This is a genomic window from Saccharothrix stipae, assembly GCF_054781895.1.
Genome location: NZ_BAAGTN010000007.1, coordinates 1 through 20968 on the forward strand (window position 1 = coordinate 1; position 20968 = coordinate 20968).

Annotated in this window: 13 protein-coding genes; 5 read left to right on the top strand and 8 right to left on the bottom strand. The window is 73.5% G+C overall.

The window, feature by feature from the left end; genetic code table 11:
• Positions 1-63: 63 nt before the first annotated feature.
• The 4 genes from ACYVLT_RS12905 to ACYVLT_RS12920 are packed head-to-tail and all read right to left on the bottom strand — an operon-like array spanning position 64 to position 3473.
• Positions 64-786, bottom strand: coding sequence for an ABC transporter permease (locus tag ACYVLT_RS12905; RefSeq protein ID WP_461120385.1), 723 nt, complete (start codon positions 784-786; stop codon positions 64-66).
• Positions 783-1694, bottom strand: a complete 912-nt coding sequence (locus ACYVLT_RS12910; protein WP_461120386.1) for an ABC transporter ATP-binding protein — start codon at positions 1692-1694, stop codon at positions 783-785. Before ACYVLT_RS12910 ends, ACYVLT_RS12905 begins: the two co-directional genes overlap by 4 nt.
• Positions 1691-2551 carry a hypothetical protein gene (locus tag ACYVLT_RS12915; protein ID WP_461120387.1) on the bottom strand — a complete coding sequence of 287 codons (861 nt, stop codon included), beginning with the start codon at positions 2549-2551 and terminating at the stop codon, positions 1691-1693. The genes ACYVLT_RS12910 and ACYVLT_RS12915 overlap by 4 nt, the downstream gene beginning before the upstream one ends.
• Positions 2544-3473: an ABC transporter ATP-binding protein gene (locus ACYVLT_RS12920; protein ID WP_461120388.1), complete on the bottom strand. Its 930-nt coding sequence runs from the start codon at positions 3471-3473 to the stop codon at positions 2544-2546. The genes ACYVLT_RS12915 and ACYVLT_RS12920 overlap by 8 nt, the downstream gene beginning before the upstream one ends.
• Positions 3474-3969: 496 nt before the next feature.
• On the opposite strand from ACYVLT_RS12920, the gene ACYVLT_RS12925 reads away from it, so the two are divergent.
• On the top strand, positions 3970-5607 hold the full coding sequence (locus ACYVLT_RS12925) for a hypothetical protein (RefSeq protein ID WP_461120389.1): 1638 nt from the start codon (positions 3970-3972) through the stop codon (positions 5605-5607).
• A 51-nt stretch (positions 5608-5658) separates the two neighbouring features.
• On the opposite strand, the gene ACYVLT_RS12930 is transcribed toward ACYVLT_RS12925, so the two are convergent.
• Both ACYVLT_RS12930 and ACYVLT_RS12935 read right to left on the bottom strand, forming a co-directional pair.
• Positions 5659-6030 (bottom strand): STAS domain-containing protein, encoded by a 372-nt coding sequence (locus ACYVLT_RS12930; protein ID WP_461120390.1) that lies wholly within the window; start codon positions 6028-6030, stop codon positions 5659-5661.
• 148 nt (positions 6031-6178) lie between these two features.
• Positions 6179-8944 (bottom strand): SpoIIE family protein phosphatase, encoded by a 2766-nt coding sequence (locus tag ACYVLT_RS12935; RefSeq protein ID WP_461120391.1) that lies wholly within the window; start codon positions 8942-8944, stop codon positions 6179-6181.
• A 284-nt stretch (positions 8945-9228) separates the two neighbouring features.
• Between ACYVLT_RS12935 and ACYVLT_RS12940 the strand changes: the two genes are divergently transcribed.
• The 3 genes from ACYVLT_RS12940 to ACYVLT_RS12950 are packed head-to-tail and all read left to right on the top strand — an operon-like array spanning position 9229 to position 17394.
• A complete protein-coding gene (locus ACYVLT_RS12940) occupies positions 9229-11928 on the top strand; it encodes a hypothetical protein (protein ID WP_461120392.1) in 2700 nt (899 codons plus the stop codon).
• Positions 11925-13979, top strand: coding sequence for a WD40 repeat domain-containing protein (locus ACYVLT_RS12945; RefSeq protein WP_461120393.1), 2055 nt, complete (start codon positions 11925-11927; stop codon positions 13977-13979). The genes ACYVLT_RS12940 and ACYVLT_RS12945 overlap by 4 nt, the downstream gene beginning before the upstream one ends.
• Before the next feature lies 1 nt (position 13980).
• Positions 13981-17394, top strand: a complete 3414-nt coding sequence (locus ACYVLT_RS12950) for a hypothetical protein (protein ID WP_461120394.1) — start codon at positions 13981-13983, stop codon at positions 17392-17394.
• 3 nt (positions 17395-17397) lie between these two features.
• On the opposite strand, the gene ACYVLT_RS12955 is transcribed toward ACYVLT_RS12950, so the two are convergent.
• Positions 17398-18408 (bottom strand): hypothetical protein, encoded by a 1011-nt coding sequence (locus ACYVLT_RS12955; RefSeq protein ID WP_461120395.1) that lies wholly within the window; start codon positions 18406-18408, stop codon positions 17398-17400.
• A 137-nt stretch (positions 18409-18545) separates the two neighbouring features.
• Here ACYVLT_RS12955 and ACYVLT_RS12960 point away from each other — a divergent pair, with 137 nt between their 5' ends.
• On the top strand, positions 18546-20690 hold the full coding sequence (locus tag ACYVLT_RS12960; RefSeq protein WP_461120396.1) for an MMPL family transporter: 2145 nt from the start codon (positions 18546-18548) through the stop codon (positions 20688-20690).
• Between the two features lie 22 nt (positions 20691-20712).
• Here ACYVLT_RS12960 and ACYVLT_RS12965 read toward each other — a convergent pair whose 3' ends face one another.
• Positions 20713-20958: a hypothetical protein gene (locus tag ACYVLT_RS12965; RefSeq protein ID WP_461120397.1), complete on the bottom strand. Its 246-nt coding sequence runs from the start codon at positions 20956-20958 to the stop codon at positions 20713-20715.
• Positions 20959-20968: the final 10 nt, after the last annotated feature.

A 20968-nucleotide genomic window follows, 5' to 3' on the forward strand; every position in this document is an offset into this window, starting at 1 on the left:
CCTCGAACCCAGCCCTCCAGCCACACCTTCCCGCAGGTCACAACCCAAATGGCGGCTGCCGCCCTAGTTCGCCTCGCCGGTCAGCGCGAACGACCGCAGTCGCCAGGTGGCACCCACCGTGCCCACCACGGCGAACACCGACGCCATGATCACCGCGGTCGCCACCGACATCGTCGAGGAGAGCAGCGGGGTGTTGCCGATCGCGTCCGCGACGGCCGTCGCGTGCTGGCGGATGCTGAACACGCGGGCGCCGTCGACGAACGACACCAGCAGGTTCTCCCACAGCACGATGTAGACCAGGCCGACCGCGACCGGGCGCTTGGTCATCACGCTCAGGGCGAGGAACAGGGCGCTGTAGGCCAACGCGCCCAGGGCCGTGGCGACGACCAGGCCGACGGCCAGCGTGCCGGAGCCCGCGATCGCGGCCGCGACGGCCAGCGGCAGGGCGGTGGCCCCGGTGGTCACCAGCCAGGCCACCAGGAGCTTGGACAGGACGATCTCCGAGCGCGGCAGCGGCTTGGTGATCAGGTGGGTGATGGTGCCGTCATCGATCTCCAGGCCGAGCACGCTGCTGCCGACGATCAGCGCGGTCAGCGACAGGACGACCGCCAGCCCGAGGTTGGAGAAGACCAGCGGGCCCCAGTCGGACGGGGTCACGTACTCGTCCTCGCTGGAGACGCCCAGCAGGGTGAGCCCGAGCACGATGATCGGCATGGGGAGCAGCAGCAGCACGCGCTTGCGGCCGAGCAGTGCCCTCAAGGTGAGGCGGATGATCGTCGGGTTCATGTGGTCACCAAGTAGGAGAAGACGTTCTCGAGGGACTCGTCCGAAGGCAGGATCGTGGTCAACCGGATGTCCCGCGCCTTGGCGAGCTTGGCCAGGGCACGGGTGAAGGTGCCGTAGTCGCTGGTGTGCACCTGGATGCCCGCCTCCGCGATGCTCACCCCGGAGACCGACGGCTCGCCCATCAGCGCCGTCGCCAGCAGGCGGTCGTCGGAGGAGGCGATGGTGAACACGTGCGGACGGGTGGTCATCAGCCGCCGGATGTGCCGGTAGTCGCCGGAGGCGGCGAGCCTGCCCGCCACGATCACCTGCACGGTGCCGGAGAGCTGCTCGACCTCCTCCAGGATGTGGGAGCTGAACACGATCGTCCGCCCCTCCTCGGCCATCCCGTCGAGCAGCTCCATCATGTGCATCCGCTGCCGGGGGTCCATGCCGTTGAACGGCTCGTCCAGCAGCAGCACGTCCGGGTCGTGCACCAACGCCGCGGCGACCCGGCTCCGCTGGCGCATCCCCTTGGAGAACGTGGAGATCCGGCGGTCCTGCGCGTCGCGCAGGTCCACCAGGTCCAGCGCGGCGCGGGCGGCGGCCGCCGGGTCGGGGAGCTTGTGCAGCTTCGCGCCGGCCAGGACGAACTCCCACGCGGTGAGGAAGCCCGGCACGCTCTCGCGCTCGGTCACCAGGCCGAGCTTGCGGTACATGGCGGGATTGGCCCACGCGGGCTCACCGCCGATCTCGACCTTGCCCTGCGACGGGGCCAGCAGGCCCGCCATCAGGTGCAGCACGGTGGTCTTGCCCGCGCCGTTGGGTCCGAGCAGGCCGGTCAGGCCGGGGCCGATCGACAAGGTCACGTCGTTGACCGCGACCACGTTGCCGTACCAGCGGGAGACGCCCGCGAGCTCGACGGTGTTCATGACTTCATCCCCTTGTACCGCCACACCGCGGCCATCGTGCCGAGAGCGACCAGTGCGACCGTGACCAGGCCGTACACCGGTCCGAACGAGCCGATCGAGGCCATGCTGACGTCCACTCCGAACAGCCACTGGTCCACGCCGTTGAGCAGGCTGTTCGGGTCGAGCAGCCCGGCCAGCCGGCCGATCGTCCCGGAGTCCAGCTCGCGCAGGACGCCCGAGATCGGGGCGGTGAGCAGGAAGACGCCGATGATCATGCCGGTGGCGAACACCCGGCGTCCCGACAGCGACGCGATCGGCAGTCCCAGCGCCGCCAGCAGCGCGGCGTGGACGGCCGCGGCGACGAGACCGACCAGCAGCCCGCCGAACTCGTCGAGCACCCCCGTGAAGCCGTCGTCGGTGCTGAAGGCCATGCCGAGGAACATGATCAGCATGGGCGCCGCGAGCAGCAGGAACGTCGCGGTGGCCAGCGCGGCGACCTTGGTCAGCGCGTAGCTCGACCGGCCCAGCGGGCGGGACAGGTACAGCTGGAGCAGGTTCGTGCGCAGGTCCACCGACACCAGTTCGGGCGCGACCACGGCGACGAACACCGTCGCGGCGAAGGTGAAGGTGGAGGCGATGCCGACGTAGTCGAGCACCGGCTCGGGCACCTGGCTGTTGATGATCACGATGATCAGCGAGGCGATGCCGGCCAGGCCGATCAGCCCGAACGGCAGCACCTTCGCCCAGGGGCTGCGGCCGAGGCCGTAGGCGCTGCGCAGGCTGTGCACGTACAACGCGCGGGCCGAGTAGCCGGGGCCGAGCCTGGGGCCGGTGTAGCGCTGGTAGCCGATGTCGTGGATGACGCCGGACTCAGACATGGGACACCTCCTCGGCCGGACGGTCGCGGAACAGGTCGGCGACCTGGTGCCGCTGGCGTTCGAGCCGGTGCAGACGGAGATCGAGGTCCGCGACGGCGTCCCGGATGAGGTCGTACACCGCGCCGTCGTCCTCGCCGAGGCGGACGGTCAGCACGCGGTTCTGCCGGCGCACGTCCAGGCCTGCGGCGGTGAGCGCGGCGGCCAGCCGCTCGGCGCCCTCGTCGATCTCGACGACGAGCAGGTCGTTGTGCTCGGTCATCGACGACAGCGTCGCCGAGCGCAGGAGGGTGCCCGCGTCGATGGCGACCAGCGACGTGCAGATCCGCTCGATCTCGCCGAGCAGGTGGGAGCAGACCACCACGGAGATGCCGAACTCGGTGCCGATGCGGTGCACCAGGTCGAGCATCGCCCGCCTGCCCGCCGGGTCGAGCCCGTTGGTCGGTTCGTCGAGCAGCAGCAGTTCGGGGTCGTGGACCAGCGCTTGGGCGAGCTTGACCCGCTGCTTCATGCCGGTGGAGTAGCCCCCGATCCGGCGGTAGCGCTCCTCGTAGAGCCCCACGTGCCGCAACGTCTCCGACGCCCGCTCCCGCGCCGCCGCGGCGGGCAGGCCGCTGACCCGCGCCATGTGCGTGACGAACTCCGCGGCGATCACGTCCGGTGGCAGGCAGTCGTGCTCGGGCATGTAGCCGACCTTCGCCCGGACCTGCTCCCCTTCCGCGACCGGGTCGAGTCCGAGCACGCGAATCCGCCCGCTGGTGGGCGTGAGCAGCCCCAGCGCCAGCTTGATCAGCGTGGTCTTCCCCGCGCCGTTGACCCCGACCAAGCCGACGACACCGGCCTCGATGTCCAACGTCAGGTCCGCCAGAGCGGTCACCTTGCCGTCGTAGCGCATTCCCAGCGCGGTGGTCTCGATGAGTGGCACGCGAGGACCCTACGGCCGCCCGTGCACCCGCCACATCCGGTCGACCCCCTGAGCCTGACGGCCCCTCGACCCTTAGGGGTCGACGGCGCGATACCGGGAGTGGGACCGGCATCCGTGCCGAATGTGGGCCACAGGCGACTCATCACCGGCAAAGCCATGCACCCGACGACCGCGGTGTGGTCCCCTTGTGATCGGGTCGGGGGCATCGTTGTGGGGGTTTGGGATGAGCGAAGACAGATCGAAGGCACAGCCGCCGGAGGAGCAGGAAGCACCGCAGGCCACCGAGCCGACGGCGGCCGAGCCACCGGCTGCCGAGCCGCCAGTGGCCCACTTGCCGGCGGGACCGGATCCGGCCGAACCACCGGCCGCCGCACCGGATCCCGCTGAACCACCGGCCGCTGCATCGGATCCGGCTGAACCACCGGCCGCTGCACCGGATCCGGCTGAACCACAGGTCGTTGAAGCGCCGGTCGCCGAAGGACAGGCCGCTGAAGCAGTGGCCGCCGATCCGGTGACCGCCCACTCCTCCGAACCCTCGGCGGCTCATCCCACGGCGGCGCACCCCCCGGTGGCGGCCAATCCGTGGGCGCGGCCGGATGGGCAAGCCGAGTGGGTCGATCCGACGCCGACCGACCCGATCCTGCGGATACCCCCGCCGCCGCCCGAGCCGAAGTCCACCGCGGCCGCCGTGCTGTTGAACCTGACCGGGGTCGGTGCCGGTTACTTCTACCTGCACCGGCGTTGGCAGGGGTGGACGGCGGCGGTCCTCGCGGTCGTGCTCGTCGTCATCGCGTTCGCCACCAACGCGGCGGCCAACCCGTGGTTGTGGCGGATCCTGGCGGCGGTCTGGCTCGTGACCCTCGTCCTCGACGCACGGCGGATCGCGGTGAAGCACCCGCCGATCGCGAACCGCCGGCCCGTGGTGATCGGGGCGATCGCGGTGGTCGCCGTGGCGGCCGCGTACGTCGGGTACGGCGTGCTTGGCCGCAGCGCCTACGACGACGGGCTCGCCGCTCAGGGGCGCGGTGACTGCGCGGCGGCGACTGACCAGTTCAAGGCGGTGACCGGGCCCTACGAGCTGACGCTCAGCTCGGACATCGCCGCGGCGAACCGCGGCCTGGTCGAGTGCGCCGACTTCACCCAAGCGGCCGACGCCGGGGCCGAGGCCGCCGCCGTGTGGCGCTACGGCCAGTTCCGCCTCGACCACCCGGACAGCCCGCTGAGCCCGTTCGTCCGCGACAAGCTCGTCGAGACCTACACGACCTGGGCCCGCCGGCTGCGCGACGAGGGCCTGCTGCCCGATTCGATCAAGGTCTACCGCGACCTGCTCGCCGAGGACGAGTCGTTCGCCCCGGAGGTCGCCGACGCCTACCTGCGGCTGGTGGAGCAGCTCACCGCCGTGTCGCCGGTCGCCGCCAGTGCGGCGGCCACGGCCCTGGAGACGGTCGCCGACGAGTTCGGCGACACGCCGAGCGCCAAGGAAGTGCCCGCGGCGTTCGACGCGCTCTACGCGGCGGCCACCGCGCCGCTCGCCGCCGGCCGGCCGTGTGAGGTGGTGGACGTCCTCGCCTTCTTCGCGGGCCTGACCAACGCGGTCGCCGCGAAGGTGGCGGGCGAGGCGAAGAACCAGTACCCGCGCGCCATGCTCGACTGCGGGCTGAACGAGCTGCGCGAGGGCCAGGCGGAGACCGCGGTCCGCACGCTGGACCGGTTCATCGGCGCCTTCCCCGGCCACGGCGACCTGCCGCAGGCCCAGTCGGCGCGGATCGCCGCCCAGGTGGCCGTCGGGACCGGCGAGCGGGTGGCGGTGCCCGCGCCCCTCGGTGCGGGCGGTCCGATCACGATCACCTTCTACAACATCGTCAACAGCTCGATCACCATCAAGCTGGCGGGCTCCACCGCGCACGAGTTCACCCTGCCGGCGTGCACGGCCTGCCCGGAGTTCTACGCGCCCGGCACCGGCGCGGACGCGTGCAACTCGCCCGACGGGAAACCCTCGTTCGACGTCGGCCTGGGCGGGGGCACCCACCACGTGCTCGCCGACTTCGAGGACACCGGAGAACTGGTCAAGCAGTTCGACGCCAGCCCCGGCGGGTTCGACCTGTACTGCCTGTACGTGGAGCGCAACGGCTGATCGGGGCGTGCTGCCGGACCCGGCACCGGGTCCGGCGGCGCGCCGGATCGCCTACCGGGTCTCGGCTCGCGCGGCGACGAGGGCCTCGGCCAAGGTCTCGTGCAGCGGCAGCAGCTTGTCCATCGCGGTGACCTCCAACGAGTGGCGGACGCTGCGGCCGGCCACCACGTGCACCGGGCGCTGCTCGTGCGAGACGTTGTGCACCCGGATGTGGCTGAGGGCGGCGATGCCCGAGGAGGCGAAGAACGTCACCCCGGACAGGTCGACCACGAGGGCTTCGGCTCCGGCGTCGAGGACTTCCACGCAGCGCTCGCGCAGCGCGTCGCTGTTGGACATGTCGATGTCCCCGATAATGCTGACGATCACCGCGCCGCCGTCCACGGCGGTGGTCGGTCGCGGTGTGGGCGTCTCGGCTTCGGTCACGGCAACATCATGACCGCTCCGCCCGGTTCCGCATAGCGATCTTGTGGACGAGTGCGGGACGCCCGACCGGATCAGGGACCGGGTCCACGAGGTCTTGCCTTCGGGGCGGAACCTCCACGGGTTCGGCCGGCTCGTCGAGGCCGGGCGCCTACCCGGCCTCGGTCCGGTCGACCGTGATCCGGATGGCGAGGGTCTCGGTGGTCAGTCCGTGCAAGCCGGACAAGGACAGCACGCGGGCGGGCGCGGTTCCCTCGACGGCGTGCACGGTCAGGGCGCGGCGGGCGCGGTGCGCGGTCGCGGCGGCTTCCAGCAGCAGGGCGATGCCCGAGCTGCTGAGGTAGCCGACCCGGCCCAGGTCGATCTCGACCGGCCGCGGGTCGGCCGAGTCGATCCCGGCCGCCAGGGCCACGCGCAGGTCTGCCACCGTGGCGAGGTCCATGTCGCCGGTCAGGCGCAGGACCTGCACCGGGGCGTCGTCGGTGGAGTCGGTGACGCCGGCGTGCTCGTGGGGTGGTTCGGTCACCGCCACGGCGGGGAGGGGTGCCCGCGTCGGCTCGTCGGTGAGGGCGAACTCGACGATCGTGCCGTGCTCGGTGTGGTGGAACGCGGCCCGTTCGGAGACCGTGCGGATGATCTGGAGGCCGCGGCCGCGGGTGCCCTTGTCCTCGGGTTCGGGCCGCCAGCGGCCGTGGTCGCGGACCGTGACGTGGACGCCGGTGGCGGTGGCGGCGAGGTCGTAGCTGAAGTCGCCGGTCGCGCCGGCCGGGTACGCGTGGTCCACCGCGTTCGCCGCGGCCTCGCCGAGGGCCAGTTGGAGGTCGTCCAGCAGGTCCACCGACAGGCCGGCGGTGGAGGCCCACGCGGTGACGTTGCGGCGCATCACGGACAGCTCGGCGGGACGTGCCGGCACGGTGTTGCGCAGCGGCGGGGGCAGGTGGCGGGCGACGACCAGCGCCACGTCGTCGTCCTGGCCGTCGGCCAGCAGCGACGCGGTGATGGCGTCGCTGAGCGCTCGGGGCGGCAGGTGGTGCGCGCCGCGGACGGTGTCGAGCAGCCGTGCCAGGCCCTGGTCGACCACCGTGCCGCGGCGTTCGACCAGCCCGTCGGTGTAGAGCACCACGGACGCGCCCGGTTCCAGGTCGGTGGTGTGGTCGAGGTAGGGCGCGCGTCCCGGTGCGCCCAGCACCGCCCCGGTGTCCCCGGTGAGGAACCGCGCGCCGCCGGAGGCGTCGAGGACCAGCGGTGGCGGGTGGCCGGCGACGGCCCAGCACAGCCGGCCGGTGCTCCAGTCGAACGTCAGGCAGGCGCACGTGCTGCCGGCCGCGCCGTTGACCCGCGCGGTGAACGCGTCGAGCCGTTCCAGCGCGGCGGCGGGGGAGTGCCCGTCGAGCAGGTAGCCCGCCAGGGCGCTGCGCAGCTGGCCCATCACCGCGGCGGCGGTCGGCCCCTTGCCGACGACGTCGCCCACGGACAGGGCGACCGCGGTGCCGTCCAGCGGTAGCACCTCGTACCAGTCGCCGCCGATGTGGGAGTAGGTGGAGGCGGGCAGGTAGCGGGCGGAGGTGGCCAGCCGGTCCAGCGCGGGCAGCTCGCGGGGCAGCAGGCTGCGCTGGAGCGTCTCGGCGATCTCGTGCTCGTGCTGCAACAACCGTTCCCGCTCGGCGTCCGCGCGCTGACGCTCGGTGACGTCGCGCCCGATCGCCTGGACGCCGGTCGGCGTGGCCTGGATGCTCAGCTCCACCTCCACCACCGTGCCGTCGACCCGGCGCAGGCCCCACACCTCGGTGACCACCCGGACGGCGGACAGATCGGCGGTCAGCCGGGCCAACCGGCCGACCGCGTCCGGCACGACCAGGTCGCCGACCGCACGGCCGACCAGGTCGTCGCGCCCGTGCCCGAGCAGCGCGCACGCGGCCTGGTTGACCTCGACGAACCGCAGCTCGTGGTCCAGCATCCAGATGGCGTCGGTGGCGCGTTCCACGAGCAGCCGGTGGCGCTGCTCGCTGTCCCGCAGCGCCCGGTCGGCGTGCGTGCGCTGCAACGACTCCCAGCACCGGTTGACCACCACCGACACCACCTCGACCTCCTCCGGCGTCCAGCGCCGGGCGGTCGCGTGGTGCACGGCCATGGCCGCGGCGAACCGCCCTCCGCGCAGCAACGGCAGGCAGATCACCGCCCGGATGCCGGTGAACCGGTAGGCGGTCAGGTCCGCCGGACCGAGCCGGGGGTCGTTCTCGCTGTCCTCCACCACCCACGGCTCGCCCGCGCGCATGGCCCGCAGCGCGCCCTGGCCGAACTCGGCCATGGCGAACCGGCCGGGCAGCGGCGGCAGCCCGGTGGCGTAGTCGCCGCTCATCACGAAGTGGTCCTCGTCGGCCTCGGCCCGCGCGTAGGCGCACCGGTCCACCCGCAGGTGCTCGCCGAGCAGGCGCGTGGCCAGCGCCATCAGCTCCTCGGCGTCGTCCAGGCGCTGCAACTCGCGGTCGAAGCGGGCGAGGAACCGCTGCCGCTCCAGCTCCGCGTGGCGCGCGGTGACGTCGTTCAAGGCGCCACGCACTGTCTTCGGTGTGCCGTCGGCGCCTCGCACGACGTGCAACTTCTCCTTCAACCGCAGCACGTCGCCCCGCGCGGTCACCACGCGGTACTCCACCTCGAACACGTCCCGCCCGGGCTCGTCGCGCCACCGCGCCTCGGCGGCCTCGGCCCGGTCGTCGGGGTGGATCAGCGAGCCGAGGAAGTCCGGCTCGGCCAGCCAGCGACCGGCCGGGTGGCCCAGCAGCCGCTCGGCGTGGGCGGACACGAACGTGCAGCGGCGGGTCCGCGCGTCGGCCTGCCAGAGCACCACGGCCAGCCCGTCCACCAGCTCGCGCAAGTCGGTGGCCGCGGCCGGCACCGCCTCGGATGCGGCATCCATGTGCGTCCACCTTCCACCGTCGCTCGAACCGGTCGGAGCAGTCCGGCCCGGAACTCCGACGACCAGGCAAAACGATCGAGCCGAGGATACTTGCGGTCCCTCCGGCCACCCTATCCGCGGCCACCGGTCCCGGTCAGCGCCACTCCGGCCCGGTCGCCGACCTCCTGCCCGTCCGTGGCGGGCGCGCGGTATCCGATGGTCACCCGTTCGGATTACCTCGCGGCGCGCAACGGGGGCCGCCGAATGGACGATTCACTGGTTAGGCGGCCGTGAGGAGGGCGACGATGTCGGACTTCCTGGTACTGCGGGGTGCGGACCACGTCGTGCTCGGTGTCACGTGGAGCGGTTTCGCCCGGTCCTCGGCGGCCGACGGCACGCCCGTGCTCACCGCGACCGGTGACGCGCGGCTCGTGGTGGTGTTTCCGCCGCAGCACGTCGCGGAGGAGGCCTCGGCCCCGTTCTCCCCGGCCCCGCTGCTGCTCGGCAACCCGCCCGTGCCGGTGTGGCGGGCGCAGCTGTGCGGCCCGAGCCGGGTGGTGGTCGCGGTCACCGCCGGTGACGTAGTGCCCCTGACCGCCGCCGGGCTCCTCGGCGCCCTGGCCGGCGCACGCCTGGTCACCGGGTCGGGCGCGACCGCGATCGAGCTGCCGTGGCGGCTGCTGACCGAGCCGGTGGCGGGCGGGCCGGTGCGGTGCGCCCACCCGGTCGACCCGGTGGTGGCCGACGGCGTGACGGGCCTGTGGCGGACGAGCGTGCACGGACCCGCCGCCACCGCGTCGGACGCCGGGCTGGCGCTGCGGCCCGTCGCCGGGGGCCCTTCGGACGACCCCGGCTTCGCGATCCCGCTGCCCGCCGCGGAACGGGCGGTGATCGCGGCGAACGCGGCCGTTCGGCCCGCCGCGGCGAGCAGGCTCGACCTCAGCGCCTCGGGCGGCACGCTGTGGGTGGACGCGGCGTGGGACAACGTCCACTGGCGGCACCGCGCGGTGCTGGGCCGGGACCTGACCGTGCGCACGTCCACCACCGGCGTGCTGTTCCCGTTCGGCCACCGCGCCCAGCACGCGACCGTCACCGAACGGATCATGGACCCGGCCGCCGGTGGCGCGGCCGTGCTGCGGCACTGGAGCGTGCTCACGGTGACCGAGCCGGTGCGGCGCCCACCCGCGGACGCGGCGGTGCGCCGGGCGTTCCCGTTCGACGAGGTGGAGATCACCACCCGGACGTTCACCGACCTGGTCACGCCGACGAACTGGCAGCTGTTCCCCACACCCGCCGGCGTGCCGCTGCGGACGTTCTTCCACCCGCTGAAGGGTGACGGGACGCCGCTGCGGTTCCCGGTCCGGTTCGCCAAGCCCGGCGGCGACCTCCACTGCACGCTGCCGCTGATCTTCGTCGCCGACCTCTCCCCGGTCTTCTCCTCGCTCACCGACCCCGGCTTGGCCCAACTGCTCGCGCGGTCCTACCGCGAGCGCGTCGCCACCCCCGGCACCAACCTCGACGTCGTGCGGTCGGCCAACCGCGTGGACGGTGACGTGCACGAGGTGCACGCGATGGTCACGACCGGCGTGCTGGCCTCCGACGGCTACCGGCCCCGCCTCACCGAACTGGAGGTGCGGCTGCCCGCGCTGCGGTCCCTGCTGGGCCACGACCGGCCCTCGGTGGTCACGTTCGCCGAGCGCTACCTGCGCGAGGGCGACCGGGCGGACGTGCTGTTCGACCTGGCGCAGCCGATCAAGGTCGACTTCACCGCCCGCGCGGACCGGTCCGGCGGCCTGGTCTCGCCCGCCTTCACCGCGACCGCGCTGTCCCGCTCGCTCGGCCCGGTGAACCTCGCCGCGCTGCCGAACGCGGTCACCGGGCACCTCGACCCCAAGCGGCTGTTCCCGGCCGAGGCGACGCTGCTCGGGCTGCCGCTGCGCGACCTGGTCACGCAGGTGACGTCGCCGCCGAAGATCACCTCGTTCGTGCACACCGGCCGCCCGCCGGACGTCACGTTGAGGTGGGAGGACGTCAAGCTCGTCGCGCACGGCCCGTTCCGGCCCACGCCGGGATCGCGGCTCAACCTCACCGCCACCACCTCGCACCCGGCCAGGACGACGTGCCGGGTCAACGACGTCGCCCTGGTGCTGCCACCGGGCCCGAAGCCGTTGCTGGAGGTGCTGTTCGGGCTGATCGAGTTCACCCAGGCCGCCGGGCGCGAGCCGGACCTGCGGATCGAAGGCCTGAAGACGCGGTTCCGCGGCGTGCTGCAACTGCTGGAGGAGTTGCAGGACGCAGTGGACCTCGGCACGGCCCGCAAGGTCCTCGACGTGACGTCGAACGGGATCACCGCCCGGTACGCGCTGCCGGTCCCGGCGGTGGCCACAGGCGCGTTCTCCCTGCGCAACGTCGCCGTGCACACCGCCGTGGAGGTGCCGTTCGACGGGCGGCCGGTGCGCGTGTCGCTGTCGTTCGGCTCCAAGGCGGCGCCGTTCGCGCTGAGCGTGCTGATGTTCGGCGGCGGCGGTTACCTGGAGATCGAACTGGACCGGGACGGGTTGCGGCGGCTGGAGGCGGCACTGGAGTTCGGTGCCCAGGTGGCCGTCGACTTCGTCGTGGCGCGCGGCGAGGTGCACGCGCTGGGCGGGGTCCGCTTCACCCTCGAACGCGACGGCTCGGTGTCACTGGAGGGCTACCTGCGCATCGGCGGGTCGGTCGAGGTGCTGGGGCTGGTGTCGGTGTCGATCGAGGTGCGGATCGGGCTGACCTACCGGTCCGAGCGCAAGTCGCTGGTCGGGCGGGCCACGATCGTGGTCGAGGTCGACCTGACGCTGTGGTCGGACAGCGTGGAGCTGGACAGCGGCGAGTGGGTGCTCGCGGGCGGGTCCGCGCCGGAAGCCCTGCGCGGCGCGCCGGAGGGCGTGCTCACCGCGTCCGCCGTCGACGAGGTGGACCGCTGGCGCCGGTACCGCGACGCGTTCGACCACGCCGGGAGGCAGCCGTGAGCAGGCCGCACAAGACGTTCGGGTTCCCCACGGCCGTCACCGCCATCGCGTGGACGGCCGACAGCAGGCACTTGGCCGTCGGCGCGAGCACGACCACCGCGGGCCGACCGGGCGCGGTCTCGGTGATCGACGCGGAGAGCGGCGCGGCGCTCTGGACGCGTCCCGAACGCTCGGGCGTGGACGCGCTCGACGTGAGCGCGGACGGCAGGTGGTGCGCGGTCGTGGCGCAGCGGGCCAAGGAGGTGCTGAACACCGCGACCGGTGAGGTGCGCAGCGGCATCGACAGCTTCATCACCCTCGCGGACTCGGTGTCCATCAGCCCTGACGGGCGGGCCGTCGCCGTCGCGGGGTGGTCCAGCGGGATCGTCGGCAGCCAGGAGGTCTGGGTGTTCGACGCGACCACGGGCGCCGAGCGGTGGCGCGTGACCGCCGACCTCACCAACGAGTCCGAGGGCAACCAGATCGTGTTCGGCCGGGACTCCCGCACGGTGGTGGCGATGCTGGTCGACGAGACCGTGCTGCTGGACGCCGAGACCGGCAACGAACTGCACCGGCTCACCCGCGGCAGCAGGTGCTTCGCGATCAGCCCGGACTCACGGGTGGTGTGCGTCGGACGAGCCGGGGGCAAGGCGGCGGTGTTCCACCTCGGGGAGTCCGACGAGGACGTGCCGGTGCGGGTGGACGTGCCCGTGCACGACTCCCTCGACCCGATCGACGTCTCGTTCAGCCCGGACGGCCGGTGGTGGGCCTGCTCGCTGGACGTCGGACCGCGGGTGTTCGACGCGACGACCGGCGCGGCGAGGTTCACCGACGAGCCGGGCTTGGCGGAGTGCGGCTGGGTCGTCTTCAGCCCCGACCTGCGCTTCCTGGCCACCACCAGGGGGCATCGCGAGCCCGCCGCCTCGGGGCTGACGGTGCTGGACGCGGCGACCGGCGCGGTGCTGTGGTCGGACGACGGTCCCGGTTTCGCCGAGGACATCGCGTTCAGCCCGGACGGCCGCCGGGTCGCCACCGGTGGTGGCACCGGCCAGGGCGGCGGGTTCGTCCACGTCTACGACACCGGCGTCGAACGCGTCCGGTTCGCGCGCGCCGCGGCGGCGACCCGCCTGGCGATGTCGCCGATCGGCGCGCCGGTCGCGGCGGTGGCCGACGCCGACCAGACGGTGGTCGTCCTGCACGCCACGGCCTCCGAGCCGTTGCTGGAGCGCCCGCACCCCGGCCCGGTCACCTCGCTGGCGCTCAGCGCGGACAACCAGTTCGTGGTCACCGGGTGCGTGGACGGCAAGGCCAGGTTGTTCCGCACGCTCGTGGCCGACGCGCAGGCGGGCTGGTCCGTGGACCACGGCCAGTCGGTGAACGCCGTCGCGGTGAGCGCCACGGCCGTCGCGACCGCGTGCGCCGACCGGACGGCACGGGTGCTGGAGATCGCCACCGGTGTCGAGCGGTGCAGGCACAGCCACCCCGCGCCCGTCACGTCCGTCGTGTTCTCGCCCGCCGGCACGGTGATCGCGACCGGCTCGAACCGCTCCACCAGCGTCGTCGACGCCACGACCGGGGCGTTGCGGCACCGCTTCGACGGTGACGGCAAGGTGCGGGCGCTGGCCTTCAGCCCCGACGGCAAGCTCCTGGCCTCGGGCAACGAGGACGGCGTGGTGCGGTTGGTCGACCCGACGTCCGGCACCGCGGGCGGCGAGGTCGTGCACGCCCGGCCGGTGAGCGCGGTCGCGTTCAGCCCGCGGGTGAAGCAGCTGGTCACCGGCGGGATCGACCGGGTGGTCCGGATCGCCGAGCTGACCGACGCGGGACCGGTGGTGCGGCACACCGTCGAGTTCGACGCGCCGATCCGGGCGCTCGCCTTCCACCCGGCGGGTGCGGCCGTGGCGGTGTGCACCGAGGGCGCCACGGTCCGGGTGGTCGACGTGGTGACGGGGGAGGACCGGTACTGGGTGCCGCACCCGGCGCCGGTGCGCGACGTGGCGTTCAGCGGGGACGGGGCGCTGCTGGTCACGGTGTCGGAGGACGGCGTGACCCGGTTCTGGGCCGGGGGCTGACATGAGCGAGCTGCTGTGGGTGCCGATCCCCGGCGGGCTGGCCGGTGACCAGGCCGTGGTCCAGGTGCTGGTGGTGCCCCGGCTGGCGTCGGGGACGGTGGCGGACTTCGGCCTGCGGGACTGGCCCGCCACGCTCGCCTCCGCGTCGTTCGAGATGCGCACCAAGACCTCCGAGGGCATCCGGGCGGTGGAGGTGCCGATCACCTACCGCGAGGTGGCCGACTCGGCGCTGTGGCACGCGTTCTTCGACGGTGACGCGGGGTTCGTGCACGAGTTCACGCCCAGGAGCCACCCGCCGCCGCGGGTGGACGACACGTTCGGGCAGGCGGGACACGTGGCGGCGACCTACCGCGCGTCGGCCAAGGACGTGGCCGTCGCCGGCCCGGACGACACCGACGCGGTGGTGCGACCGCACCTGGCCACGTGGTTCGACGAGACTCCCGTGCCGGCCGAGCCGGAGCCGCCACCGGTGCCCGTGCACGTCGCGCGGGACTTCCACGGCACGGTGTCGCTGCTGCGCGAGCACCCCACCGTGCTGCGCAAGCTGGGCCTGGTGTTCGAGGTGGTGCTCGACCGGTCGGCGCTGGCCGTGGGCGACCCGGCGCAGCGGTTCCTGTCCATCCGCTGCCCCGACCCGCCGCTGAGCTTCCTGGTCACCGCGCCGTGGACGCACTACCTGCTCACCGACGACCGGTTCGTGCCCGCGCCGTCCGGCGACACGGCCACCGACATCCGCGCCGGCCTGCTCGACCTCGACCAGGCGGGCCGGGTCACCGACGACGCCGACCGGCCCCGGCCGCGCTGGGCGGTCACGACGGTCGACGTGGACGGCGCGGTGGGCAGGCTGAGGGACGCGGCGAAGACGGCGGTGACCGACGGAACGGCGGTGCTGCCGCCCATCCGGTCCGCGGGGATCGCGGTCGTGCGACCGGGCCGTGCGGAGGACTTCACCCGCCGCACGCGGACCGCGTCGCGCAACTCGGCCCTGGAGTCGTTGAGCGACGCGGAGTTCCACGCCGAGGACCTGGTGCTGGGCTACCGCGTGGACGTGCGCGCGGGTGACGACGAGCGCTGGCACCCGCTGTGCGCGCGGCAGGCGGGCTACCGGGTGAACGGCCTGGTCATCGCGGAACCGGACCAGGTGGAGGAAGGGCACGTGAAGGCGAACGCCGCCGTCCGGGTGGCCGACGGCTCGCTGCGGGCCGACGAGATCGTCACCCGCTGGGACGGGTGGAGCCTGGTCGTGCCGCGGCCGGACCTGCTGGCGGCCACCGAGGGCGCGGCGCGCAAGCCCGGCGTCGCGCTGCCGTTCGACTTCACCTGGGAGCACCGGTTGGCGCCGGGCAGCCTGCCGCCGTTGCGGTTCTCCCGCAGCTACAACCTCCGGGTGCGGATCGCGGACCTGGCGGGCGGCGGCCTGTCGGTGGACCAGCACACCCCCAGCGCGACCGCCACGGACACCGTGGTCTACCGCAGGCACGAGCCGCTGCCGCCGCCGGTCGTGCAGGTGACCGGTCCGCTCGCGGTCGGCGCGACCGTCGACCGGCTGGTGATCCGCGGCGACCACGACCGCACGGTCGCGCAGGTCTCGGCCGCCGACCCGAGCTACCCGACGACCGACCGCCGCGGCCTGGTGCCGGCGGAGGCCGGGTTCACGCTGGTGGAGCAGCACGGCGAGTTCGACCCGCCGGTGACCGCGGAGCAGTCCTGGCAGTGGGCGCGGCGGGCGTTGGCGGCGTTCGAGAACGGCGGTGGCCTGCCCGACCCGGCGGTGGCGGGTGTCGCGGCACGGCTGCGGGCCGAACCCGGCGGCGTGGCCGAGCCGATCGTGGAGCGCTCGGCGTGGCACCCGGCGTGGCCGGACCCGGTGGCGAAGTCGGTCGAGCTGGTCGAACGCGGCCCCGACCGGCCGATCACCCTGCACTGGGACGGCGACCGGCTCGTCGTCGGGCTGGCCAAGGGCGAGCACGTGACCGTGGCGCTCTCCTCGACGTTGCGCGACCACTACGTGGCCCACTTCGAGATGCAGGACTGGCTGACCCAGCCGGGCGTGCCGCCGCAGTCGTTGGTGGAGGCGCAGAAGGGCGGCCACCCGCTGCTGTCGCCGCCGCAGGTGCTGCGGCTGGTCCACGCGGTCCGCCGACCGCTGGTCGAGCCCCGCTGGCGGCTGGCGCGCGACGCGGTCGTCCGGGAGGAGGGCGACACGACAGCGGTGCTCCACCCGAAGTTCGGCGAAGGGGACCTCAACACCGACAGCACGCTCGAAGTCGCCGTCGCCGCGCGGTGGACGGACAAGTCGGACACCGGCGAGGAGGTCGTGCGGGTGGAGCACCTGCACACCGAGCCGGTCGAGCGCGGCGCGCCCCGGTTCGAGCCGATGCGCCACTCGTTCGGCGACACCAAGCACCGGCGGGTCGTGTACACCCTCACCGCGGTGAGCCGGTTCCGCGACTGCTTCCACGACTCGGAACCGGACAGCGCGTTCCGGGTGGACAAGGCGCAACCACCGGTGGTCATCCCGTCCAGCGCCCGTCCGCCCGCGCCGGTCGTGCTCTCGGTCGGGCCCGCGTTCCGCTGGTCCACGCCGCGGGTGTGGGAGTTCCGCGTCGAACGGGTGCGGGAGGGCGGGTGGCTGCGCGTCGAGCTGGCCCGGCCGTGGTTCGTCACCGGTGAGGGCGAGGCGCTCGGCGTGCTGCTGGCGGCGGGGGCGGAGGGACCGTCGGTGACGCGGATCGGGCGTGACCCGGTGTTCGCCTCGCCGGCGCCGCCCGCGTTCCCGGATCCGACGTGGTTCCCCGGCCGGGAGGTCGACCGGGTGCCGCTGCCGGAGGCGCAACAGCACGTGCACGTGGTGCCGCACGGGGTTTCGCTCGCCGGGGACCGGTGGCTGGCCGACGTCCGCATCGTGCCGCCGGTGCCGTCGTACCAGCCGTTCGTGCGGCTGGTGCTGGCCCGCTACCAGCGGGAGAGCCTGCGCGGCCTGACGTTGTCCACGGCGGTCGCGGCGGACCCGGTGCGGCTGCCGCCGGATCGGCGGCTCGTGGTGAGCCGGACCGACACCGGCATGCTGGTCGAGCTGACCGGCACCGCCCCGGATCCGCCGACCCTGTTCGAGGTGGTGCTGGAGCACCTGGTCGCCCCGGCGGGCACGGACCCGGACGCGGTGGAGCTGACCGGCCTGCCCGACGCGCCCGACGACGTGCCGGCGTGGTTCCCCCTGGACGACTTCGCGCGGACCGGCGTCGTGAACGAGACCGTGGACCTGCCCGCACCACCCGACGACCTCGGGCCGCTGCGGCTGCGGGTCCGCGAGGTCGAGTTCACCGCGACCGACACACCGCCCGGCGTCCCGCTGGAGCTGCTCGAACGGTCGGTGCTCGTCGACGTGGTCCGGATCCCGGACAACTGGACCTGATCGCTACGCCCACACCAGCGAGATCTCCAGCTCCGCCTCCAGCAGCTGGATGTCGGTCATGGCCGCCCACGACCCGGTGTCGTCACCGCCCCACAGCAGGCCGACGGCGGTGGTGGGGTCGTTGCCCAGCACCACGACCGAACCCGAGTCGCCGGGCCGGGCGAAGACGAGGTCGCCCCCGTTGCGCGCCCGGTCGACCCGCAGCTCGATCGACGCGATCATGAACCGGTTGGGGCCGAACGGCGTCCGCCACGGCATGGACAGGCGCGGCGAGACGACCTTGCCGTGGGTCACCCGCGTCATGGCCCCGCGCTTGCTGACCTCGATCTCCGGGCGGATCGCGCGGTCCGTGGCGGTGATCGCGTCGGCGAGGTTCGGCTGCTGCGCGTCCTGGCCCATGATGTGCCGCGACGCGGTGCGGTGGTGCGTGAACGCCTCGTCGAGGTCGAACACCGCCGCGTCGAAGCCCCCGACGCGGATCGGGTCGGGGCCCGAGGTCAGGGCGATGTTCGGGAAGGCCGCCTTCATGACCCGGCCGATGTTGTCGTCGCGCGGCACGGGCGGCGGGAACGGCGGCGGGCTGTTGGGCTGCCACACCGTGAAGGGGAATACGGCGCCGCGGTCGCCCACGACGTGGAAGCAGCTCAGCCCCAGCAGTTGGCCGCTCGCTATCGCCGACGTGTCCTGCACGATCGCGCCCAGGGTGCCGTGGTCGCTGTGGTTCGGGTTGGTGATGTGGATGCCGCCGTGCAGGTCGGGGTACCGCTTGAGGTCCGACCCGGCCAACGGCTCGTAGCTGCGCTGCACCAGGCAGACGTCCACACCCGCGAGGGCGTCCGGCAGGCCCGCGGGGAGGTCGTCGAGGTCCTCGACGAGGATGCGCACGGCGAGGTCGTCGAACACCTCACCGTCGACCTCCCGCAGGCCCACGCCGACACCCGTGACGCCGGGGATCATCAACAGTCCGAGCTCGACCTCGACCACCGCGTCGAGGACTTCCTCAGGGATCTCCACCGCGGCCTCCCGACCTCGTCCGGACCTGTCCGTCCCAGCGTCGACCGCGCGGTCCCCGAAGTCACCACCCCCCGCTGGTTGTCATCTGATGGGGTGACGCAATCGTGGTGACGGTTACGGTGAGGTCTGGGGGACTGATGAGTGCTGCGTTACACGACGGCCCGGCCGCCAAGGCCGTCGCGGCGGTGGGCCGGGTGTGCGCCCGGCACCGGTTCGTCGTCATCGGTGCGTGGGTGCTGTCGGTGCTGGCGCTGGTGCTGGCCGCGCGGGTGATCGGCACGCCGACGGACAACGACGTGAGCCTGCCGGGTACCGACGCGCAACTCGTGCGGGACCTGACGGCGTCACCGGGGACCCCGCCCACCTCCGGGACGGTGATCCTGGTGGCACCGGACGGGCGGCTGGACGACGGGCCCCGGTCCGACGTGCTGGCGGCGACGGCGACCGCCTTGCGGGCGGTCGAGCACGTGACAACGGTGAAACCGCCCTCGCCGCGGGACGGGTCGCTGTCCGCGGACGGGCGCACCGGCTGGTTCACGGTGGGCATGGACGTCCGCCGGGCGGAGCTCACCAAGGACATGGCGCACGCCGTCACCGACGCCGCCCGGCCCGTCGCCGACGCCGGTCTGCGAGTCCTTCCCGGCGGTGCGTTCGCCCAGGTCGTCGACGGCTCGGGCAGCACCGGCAACGAGTACTTCGGCCTGGTCCTGGCCGCCCTCGTGCTCTTCCTCGCGCTCGGAGGCCTCGTCGGTGCGGCGTTGGCGCTGCTGTCCGCGGCGCTCTCGGTGCTCGCGACGCTGGAGATCGTGGGGCTCGCCGGGAACCTGACCTCGATGCCGGCGCAGGCGTCGACCCTGGCCCTCATGGTCGGACTCGGCGTCGGCATCGACTACTCGCTGTTCCTGCTCAGCCGGTTCCGCGCGGTGGCGCGGGAGGGTCTGGCGGTGCCGCAGGCCATCGAACGCGCGGTCGCCGACTCCGGCACGGCGGTGGTCGTCGCCGGTGTGACGGTCGCGGTCGCGCTCGCGGGACTGGGCTTGACCGAGGTGCCGCTGCTCCAGACGCTCGCCTGGACGTGCGGGATCGCGGTCCTGTTCGCCGTCCTCGCCGCGCTCACCCTGCTCCCCGCGCTGACCTCGCTCGCCGGGCGCCGGGTCGCCCGCGGCGGGAGGCTGTTCAACCGGCTGGCCGGCCGCACCGGCTCCGGTGGTTTCTGGGCCCGCCAGGCCGACCGGGCGACGCGCCGGCCCGGGCTGGCCGGCGGGGCCGCGCTCGTGCTGCTGGCCCTGCTCGCCGCACCGGCGACCGACCTGCGGCTGGGCCAGCTCGATGCCGGGTCCTGGCCGGAGACCACCGCCGTCCGCCAGGCCGACGACGCCGTCTCGGCGGCGTTCGGGCCCGGCGCGGGCACGCCGCTCACCGTGCTGGCCCGGCTGTCGACGCCGGCCGCCGATGCCCGGGATGCCCGCGTGCCCCCGCTGGAGGCGACGGTGCGGGCGCAGCCGGGGGTCGCCGCCGTCGGGCCGGCGACGCTGTCCGGGGACGGGCGGGTCGTGACGGTCCAGGTGATCCCCTCGACCTCGGGTGGTGACCCGGCGACGGCGGACCTCGTCCACCGCCTGCGGAGCCAGTCCGTGCCGGGGATGACCGTGCACGTGGGCGGCAGCGCCGCCGCCCGGGTGGACCTCGCCGACCGGGTCACCGACAAGCTGCCGCTCGTCATCGGAGTCGTGCTGCTGCTGTCGGTCGCGGTGCTGCTGCCTGCCTTCCGGGCGCCGCTGCTCGCCCTCAAAGCGGCCGTGATGGACCTCATCTCCATCGGGGCGGCCTACGGCGTCCTGACGGCGGTGTTCACCTGGGGGTGGGGTGCGACGTGGATCGGGCTCTCCGGCCCGGTGCCCATACCGAGCTTCGTGCCGCTCATGCTGTTCGCCCTGCTGTTCGGCCTGTCGATGGACTACGAGGTGTTCCTGCTGAGCGACGTCCGGCGTCGCTGGCACCTGACCGGGGACAACCTGCGATCGGTCCGCGAGGGTTTGCTCGGCACCGGCCGGGTGATCACCGCGGCGGCGGCGATCATGGTCGGGGTCTTCCTCGCCTTCGTGCCCAACGACGACCCGACGATCAAGATGTTCGGCGTCGGCCTGGCGGTCGCCATCGCCGTGGACGCGACCGTCGTCCGCTGCTTGCTCGTCCCGGCCACGATGGCGCTGCTGGGCGACCTCAACTGGTGGACACCGGGCCGCAAGCGCTCGAAGGTCGCCGAGAGCACCGGTGTCTGAGGTAGTCGTTGTGGAGCAGGGGTCACCTACCGATCACCCGGTCGAAGAAGGCCGTGGCGCCGGCCGCGCCGATCACCCCGCTGGGGATCGTCAGGCCCGGGTGCTGCCCGGCCCAGGTCAGCAGCAGGACCGTGCCGACTCCGCAGAGCACGGCCGGCAGGAGGATCACCGCCGTCCGCAGCGACAGCAGCGGATCCGTCCCGCCATCGCGGCGGTCGTCGTGGCGGGGGTCGTTGCCCGGGGTGGGGCCCGAGGTCGGAGCGGGCATGCGTTCGTCC

Coding starts and splice junctions, on each gene's coding strand:
- ACYVLT_RS12935 (WP_461120391.1), bottom strand. CDS start 8,944: ATGGATGCCGCATCCGAGGCGGTGCCGGCCGCGGCCACCGACTTGCGC.
- ACYVLT_RS12940 (WP_461120392.1), top strand. CDS start 9,229: ATGTCGGACTTCCTGGTACTGCGGGGTGCGGACCACGTCGTGCTCGGT.
- ACYVLT_RS12915 (WP_461120387.1), bottom strand. CDS start 2,551: ATGTCTGAGTCCGGCGTCATCCACGACATCGGCTACCAGCGCTACACC.
- ACYVLT_RS12910 (WP_461120386.1), bottom strand. CDS start 1,694: ATGAACACCGTCGAGCTCGCGGGCGTCTCCCGCTGGTACGGCAACGTG.
- ACYVLT_RS12965 (WP_461120397.1), bottom strand. CDS start 20,958: ATGCCCGCTCCGACCTCGGGCCCCACCCCGGGCAACGACCCCCGCCAC.
- ACYVLT_RS12950 (WP_461120394.1), top strand. CDS start 13,981: ATGAGCGAGCTGCTGTGGGTGCCGATCCCCGGCGGGCTGGCCGGTGAC.
- ACYVLT_RS12960 (WP_461120396.1), top strand. CDS start 18,546: ATGAGTGCTGCGTTACACGACGGCCCGGCCGCCAAGGCCGTCGCGGCG.
- ACYVLT_RS12905 (WP_461120385.1), bottom strand. CDS start 786: ATGAACCCGACGATCATCCGCCTCACCTTGAGGGCACTGCTCGGCCGC.